At 62.9% G+C, this 6,162-nt stretch carries 7 protein-coding genes; 5 read left to right on the forward strand and 2 right to left on the reverse strand.

Going from position 1 to position 6,162, the window contains the following annotated elements:
* Positions 1–53: 53 nt before the first annotated feature.
* From ACIPZB_RS25590 to ACIPZB_RS25610, 5 genes are all read left to right on the forward strand, one after another.
* On the forward strand, positions 54–1,214 hold the full coding sequence (locus tag ACIPZB_RS25590; RefSeq protein ID WP_008100497.1) for a D-alanyl-D-alanine carboxypeptidase family protein: 1,161 nt from the start codon (positions 54–56) through the stop codon (positions 1,212–1,214).
* A gap of 75 nt (positions 1,215–1,289) precedes the next feature.
* Positions 1,290–1,565, forward strand: a complete 276-nt coding sequence (locus tag ACIPZB_RS25595; RefSeq protein ID WP_008100495.1) for a DUF493 domain-containing protein — start codon at positions 1,290–1,292, stop codon at positions 1,563–1,565.
* Positions 1,565–2,212, forward strand: coding sequence for a lipoyl(octanoyl) transferase LipB (lipB, locus tag ACIPZB_RS25600; RefSeq protein WP_400643248.1), 648 nt, complete (start codon positions 1,565–1,567; stop codon positions 2,210–2,212). Before ACIPZB_RS25595 ends, lipB begins: the two co-directional genes overlap by 1 nt.
* Positions 2,213–2,214: 2 nt before the next feature.
* Positions 2,215–3,231, forward strand: coding sequence for a lipoyl synthase (lipA, locus tag ACIPZB_RS25605; protein WP_008100490.1), 1,017 nt, complete (start codon positions 2,215–2,217; stop codon positions 3,229–3,231).
* Between the two features lie 86 nt (positions 3,232–3,317).
* Complete coding sequence (locus ACIPZB_RS25610) at positions 3,318–4,256, forward strand: LD-carboxypeptidase (protein ID WP_400643249.1); 939 nt, start codon at positions 3,318–3,320, stop codon at positions 4,254–4,256.
* Positions 4,257–4,373: 117 nt separating this feature from the next.
* On the opposite strand, the gene ACIPZB_RS25615 is transcribed toward ACIPZB_RS25610, so the two are convergent.
* Both ACIPZB_RS25615 and arfA read right to left on the reverse strand, forming a co-directional pair.
* Positions 4,374–5,690, reverse strand: coding sequence for a lytic murein transglycosylase (locus tag ACIPZB_RS25615; protein ID WP_400643250.1), 1,317 nt, complete (start codon positions 5,688–5,690; stop codon positions 4,374–4,376).
* A gap of 60 nt (positions 5,691–5,750) precedes the next feature.
* Complete coding sequence (arfA, locus tag ACIPZB_RS25620; RefSeq protein WP_012274368.1) at positions 5,751–5,915, reverse strand: alternative ribosome rescue factor ArfA; 165 nt, start codon at positions 5,913–5,915, stop codon at positions 5,751–5,753.
* Positions 5,916–6,162: the final 247 nt, after the last annotated feature.

Here is a 6,162-nt window from a genome sequence, read left to right on the forward strand (position 1 = left end):
ACACGATGTGGCCCAGGGAACATCTCAGACCATTAGCGATTTTCGAGAGACGGATGAACATCACCAACCTTGCCAAACGACTTTGCCTGCCCGTACTGCTGATGCTCACGCCTGCTGCCTTCGCGGCCGAGCAGATGATGCCGGCACCACCGCAACTGGCAGCCAAGTCCTATGTACTCATGGACGCGTCCAGCGGCAACGTGCTGGTTGCGAACAACGGTGACGAGCGTCTGCCGCCCGCCAGCTTGACCAAGCTGATGACTGCCTACATCGCCACCGTGGACATCCGTCGCGGCCAGATCGGCGAGAACGACCCGGTCACCGTCAGCGAAAACGCCTGGCGCACCGGCGGTTCGCGCATGTTCATCAAGGTTGGCAGCCAGGTCACCGTCAGTGACTTGCTGCACGGCATCATCATCCAGTCGGGCAACGACGCGTCGGTCGCCCTGGCCGAGCACATTGCTGGCAGCGAAGACGCCTTCGCCGACATGATGAACAAGACCGCTGCCGACATCGGCATGTCCAACAGCCACTTCATGAACCCGACCGGCCTGCCGAACCCGGAGCACTACTCCTCGGCCCACGACATGGCGCTGCTGGCCCGTGCCATCATCGACATCGATCCGGCGCACTACGCGATCTACTCGCAGAAAGAGTTCTTCTGGAACAACATCAAGCAGCCCAACCGCAACCTGCTGCTGTGGCGTGACAAGACCGTCGACGGCCTGAAGACCGGCCACACCGACGAAGCCGGCTACTGCATGGTGGCTTCGGCGGTACGCGACGGCCAACGCCTGATCGCCGTGGTGTTCGGCACCAACAGCGAGCAGTCCCGTGCTGCCGAGACCCAGAAGCTGCTGACCTACGGTTTCCGCTTCTTCGAAACCCAGACCTTCTACCAGAAGGGCACCGAGCTGACCCAGGCACCGGTCTGGAAGGGCGCTACCAGCATCGTCAAGGCGGGCCTGGCCAACGACCTGACCATGACTATGCCTAAAGGCCAATTGAAGCGCCTGCAGGCTTCGATGACCATGAACCCGCAGATCACCGCACCGATCGCCAAAGGTGACGTGATCGGTAAAGTGGAAGTCAAACTTGACGAGAACGTGGTTCACAGCGCCGACCTGATCGCCCTCGATGGCGTTGAGGAAGGTGGTTTCATCCGTCGTATGTGGGATAGCATCCGTCTATTCTTCTACGGGTTGTTCAACTGATTACGTGACCTGCCACGCCCCCGCCGATACTGCGGGGGCGTTGTTGTTGCCACGGCTTACGAGGCCGTTTCCGCCATGAGCGAACCTGACGTCAAGTCGCACAAAATCGAATTCCCTTGCGCTGATTACCCGATCAAGGTCATCGGCGACACCGTGGTCGGCTTCAAGGACATGGTGATCGAAGTCCTGAGCAAGCACGCCAAGGTCGACCTTTCCACCCTGGCCGAGCGCCAGAGCAAGGAAGGCAAGTACACCACCGTGCAGCTGCACATCGTTGCCGAAAGCGAGAACCAGCTGCACGACATCAACAGCGCCCTGCGCGCGACCGGCATCGTGAAAATGGTGCTCTGATGTCCTTGTGTCTCGGTTTTCGCGAGCTTGGCCTGCAGCCCTATGAACCGGTGCTGGAAGCCATGCGTCGCTTTACCGAGCAGCGTAGCCCGGACAGCCAGGACGAAATCTGGCTGGTCGAGCACCCCGCGGTCTTCACCCAGGGCCAGGCCGGCAAGGCCGAGCACCTGCTGGTGCCGGGCGACATCCCGGTGGTGCAGACCGACCGTGGCGGCCAGGTGACCTACCATGGTCCCGGGCAGATGGTGGCCTACCTGCTGCTGGATGTGCGCCGCCTGGGCTTTGGCGTGCGCGAGTTGGTCAGCCGCATCGAGCAGACCCTGATCGACTTGCTGGCCAGCTACGGCGTCGTTGCCGCGGCCAAACCCGATGCGCCGGGTGTCTATGTCGATGGAGCGAAGATCGCCTCCCTCGGCCTGCGAATCCGCAACGGCCGTTCTTTCCACGGCCTTGCTCTGAACGTGGACATGGACCTTGCGCCATTCCGCCGAATCAACCCCTGTGGGTATGCGGGGCTGGCCATGACCCAGCTGCGCGACCTGGCAGGCCCGATCGAACTCGACGAGGTCAGGACAAGGCTGCGCGGACAGCTGGTCAAGCACCTCGACTATGCTGAGCAGACGACCCTGACGGGCGGAATCGACTGAATATGACAACTGTGCAAGAAGCCGTGCCGAACCTGATACCTACCCAGGATGCCACCTCGCGCCCAGCGCCGAAGAAGGTGGAAGCTGGGGTCAAGCTGCGTGGCGCCGAAAAGGTCGCGCGCATCCCGGTGAAGATCATCCCTACCGATGAACTGCCGAAGAAGCCGGACTGGATCCGCGTGCGTATCCCGGTGTCCCCGGAGGTCGACCGCATCAAGCAGCTGCTGCGCAAGCACAAGCTGCACAGCGTGTGCGAAGAAGCGTCCTGCCCGAACCTGGGCGAGTGCTTCTCCGGTGGCACCGCCACCTTCATGATCATGGGCGACATCTGCACCCGGCGCTGCCCGTTCTGCGACGTAGGCCATGGTCGGCCGAAGCCGCTGGACCTGGACGAGCCGAAGAACCTGGCCGTCGCCATTGCCGACCTGCGCCTGAAGTACGTGGTCATCACCTCGGTGGACCGCGACGACCTGCGTGACGGTGGCGCCCAGCACTTCGCCGACTGCATCCGCGAAATCCGCGCGCTGTCGCCGGGCGTACAGCTGGAAACCCTGGTGCCGGACTACCGCGGCCGTATGGACGTGGCCCTGGAAATCACCGCGCAAGAGCCGCCGGATGTGTTCAACCACAACCTGGAAACCGTACCGCGCCTGTACAAGGCCGCGCGTCCGGGCTCCGACTACGACTGGTCGCTGGACCTGCTGCAGAAGTTCAAGCAGCTGGTACCACACGTGCCGACCAAGTCGGGCCTGATGCTTGGCCTGGGCGAGACCGACGAAGAAGTGATCGAAGTGATGCACCGCATGCGCGAGCATGACATCGACATGCTGACCCTCGGCCAGTACCTGCAGCCTTCGCGCAGCCACTTGCCGGTGCAGCGTTTCGTTCACCCGGACACCTTCGCCTGGTTCGCCGAGGAAGGTTACAAGATGGGCTTCAAGAACGTCGCATCCGGCCCGCTGGTGCGTTCGTCCTACCACGCTGACCAGCAGGCTCACGAGGCCAAGATCAAGCTCTGATCCTGGTGTGAGCCGTCTATGCCGATGCGCGCCGAAAGGCGGCATCGGCATTTTTGTTTTTGTGCCATGCGCTGCAAGGAGTTGCGATGAATTGCGCTGAAACCCATGAGTCCCGTTTGCCCGCAGCGTTGCCGCATGACGCCTGCTTTGCCATTGTTGCCCCAGCCGGGCCGGCGCGGCTGGATGCGCAAAAGGCCAGCCAATGGTTCGCCGAGCGGGGCTACCGCTGCCGCATCTATCCGGGTGCCGAACAGACTCAGGGTTACCTGGCAGGCGCTGACCAACAACGGCTGGAGGATCTGAATGCTGCCTTTGCGGACCCGACTGTCGACGCGATCCTGTGCATGCGCGGCGGCTACGGCAGCATGCGCCTGCTCGACAAGCTCGATTTCGAGTTGATCCGTCGTCACCCCAAACCGCTGATTGGCTACAGCGATATTACCGCCCTGCACACGGCAATCTACCGACATACCGGTTTGTTGACCTTTCATGGGGCGATGCTCAATGCCGACTTGTTGGGCGCCAAACAGCAGCCGACCGAGTCTTCGCTGGTGGTGCAATTGTCAGGGCGGGTGGGTGAGGGTGACGAGATTGTCCATCCTTGCGCGTTTGCCTTGACGTGCGTACTGCCGGGGGTGGCCAGTGGGCGCTTGCTGGGTGGCAACCTGTCGATGTTGGGCGCGACCCTGGGTACTGTGGCCGAGATCGATACCCGGGGCAGCATCCTGTTCATCGAGGATGTGAACGAGCCGCTGTATCGGGTCGACCGTCTGCTGACCCAGCTGCGCCTGGCGGGCAAGCTGGAAGGGGTGAAAGGTGTGCTGGTGGGGGATTTTGCCGGGATCACCGTGGCGGCGATGACGCCCCTGTTGCAGGACATTTTCGGGCCGTTGGGCGTGCCAGTGCTGGCCGGGTGGCGCAGTGGGCATTGTGATCCGAATGTGTGTTTGCCGCTGGGGGCCCGGGTGAGGCTGGATAGCGAGGGGCAGAGCCTGGTGTTGGCTCAGGATTTGTTCAGGGGTTGAGATTGATGGGGCCGCTTTGCGGCCCTTTCGCGACACAAGGCCGCTCCTACAGAGATCGCGTACTCCTGTAGGAGCGGCCTTGTGTCGCGAAAGGGGCGCACAGCGCCCCCAGCATTCTCAGCGCTGGCGCAGGCTATCCAGCAACTTGTGGGTCGGGTACCCATCCGCCGGCCAACCCAGTCCCTGCTGGGCATTGCGAATCGCCTTGCGGGTATTGGCGCCGATGATGCCATCCGGGTTGCCTGCCTCGTGCCCGCTGGCGTTGAGCAGCGTCTGCAGCTCGACGCGCTCGCTGCGGCTCAGCGGCAGATCTTCTTTCGGCCAGTTGCCAGCAATGAAGCCCCAGCCCGAGAAGCGATCACCCAGCAGGCTCACCGCCAGCGCATAGGACGACGAGTTGTTGTACTTGAGGATCGCGCGGAAATTGTCCAGCACCAGGAAGGCCGGGCCACGCGCGCCTGCCGGCAGCAGCAGGGCGGCGGACAGATCGTTGCTGCCCGCTGGCAGCTGCGTGCCTGCCGGCAGCTTCACGCCCAGTTGCAACCACGCACTGACCGGTTTGCGCTGGGTGCCATCGGCCAACCAGTAGTCGAAGCCTGCGGGCACCTGTACCTCGAAGCCCCAGGGCTGGCCATGTTTCCAGCCGGAGCTCTGCAGATAGTGCGCGGTCGATGCCAGGGCATCCGGCGTGCTGTTCCAGATATCCCGACGGCCATCGCCATCGAAATCCACCGCATGGGTGTTGTAGGTGGTCGGAATGAACTGGGTCTGGCCCATCGCGCCGGCCCACGAACCGCGCATGGCTTCAGGCTCGATGTCGCCGTGCTGGATGATCTGCAAAGCAGCGATCAGCTGGTCCTGGGCGAACTGGGGGCGGCGACCCTCGTAGGCCAGGGTGGCCAGTGAGCGAATCACCGATTTGCTGCCCTGGAACTGGCCGAAGTTGCTTTCCATGCCCCACACCGAGACCAGCACCTGGCGGTCGACGCCATAGCGTTGCTCGATGCGCGTCAGCAGCTCGGCGTTCTGCTCCAGCAGGCGCTTGCCGTTGCGCACGCGCAAAGGTGAAAGCGCACCCTCGAGGTATTCCCACACCGGGCGGGTGAACTCAGGCTGGCTGCGGTCGGCCTTGATCACGTCCATGTCTGGCGTGACACCTACGAAGGCGCGGTCGAAGGTGCTGGCCGCGATGCCGGCTTGCAAGGCTTGCTGGCGGAAGCCGGCCTGCCATTGGGCGAAGCTTTGCAGGGGCTGGATTTCAGTGCTGACGTCGGGCGTGGTGCTGGGCAGGGTCACTACCGGCGCGGGCTGGGCAGGTGCCAGCGGCAGGGCGTCGGCGGCGGTGGGTTTTTCCGCGCAGGCGACGAGCAGGATGAAGCTGGAGGCCGCGATCAGCTGGCGGGATTTCCAGCGGGGGAGGAGGCAGAAGGGCATGCACAGATCCAGAATTTCAGGTCAGGTGCCGACCATACCATGCCTGCGCTTTCGATGCTTTCATGCGGCCAAAAAGTAAGAAGCCTCCCAATCTCTCGATTGGAAGGCTTCGCGGCGGTAGCTGCCTTTGCCCTTGTCTGGCTGCTCCTGGCGGCAGCGGAACAGCGGTTGGGCGATGATCGACTTGGCTTTGTTGGGGCCGTGCTTCTTCGGCTTTTTGCTCATGGGGAGGTTCCTGCTTGGGGGATGGGTTGCGCGGCGGACTGTAGGCCGGTAGTGGGGGCAGGGCCAATTGATTGTGTTTATGGCTCAGGGCCCTATCGCCGGCAAGCCGGCTCCCACAGGGTCAGCGCAGGACCTGAGCATTGTGGTGAACCTGTGGGAGCCGGCTTGAACTGGCCTAATGATCCCGGACACCTCTTAAGGGCGATATGATTCGCCCAATCAGGAGGTTCCATGCAAGAACGAAAGA

The organism is Pseudomonas sp. NPDC089396, assembly GCF_044749545.1.
Taxonomy (GTDB): Bacteria; Pseudomonadota; Gammaproteobacteria; order Pseudomonadales; family Pseudomonadaceae; genus Aquipseudomonas.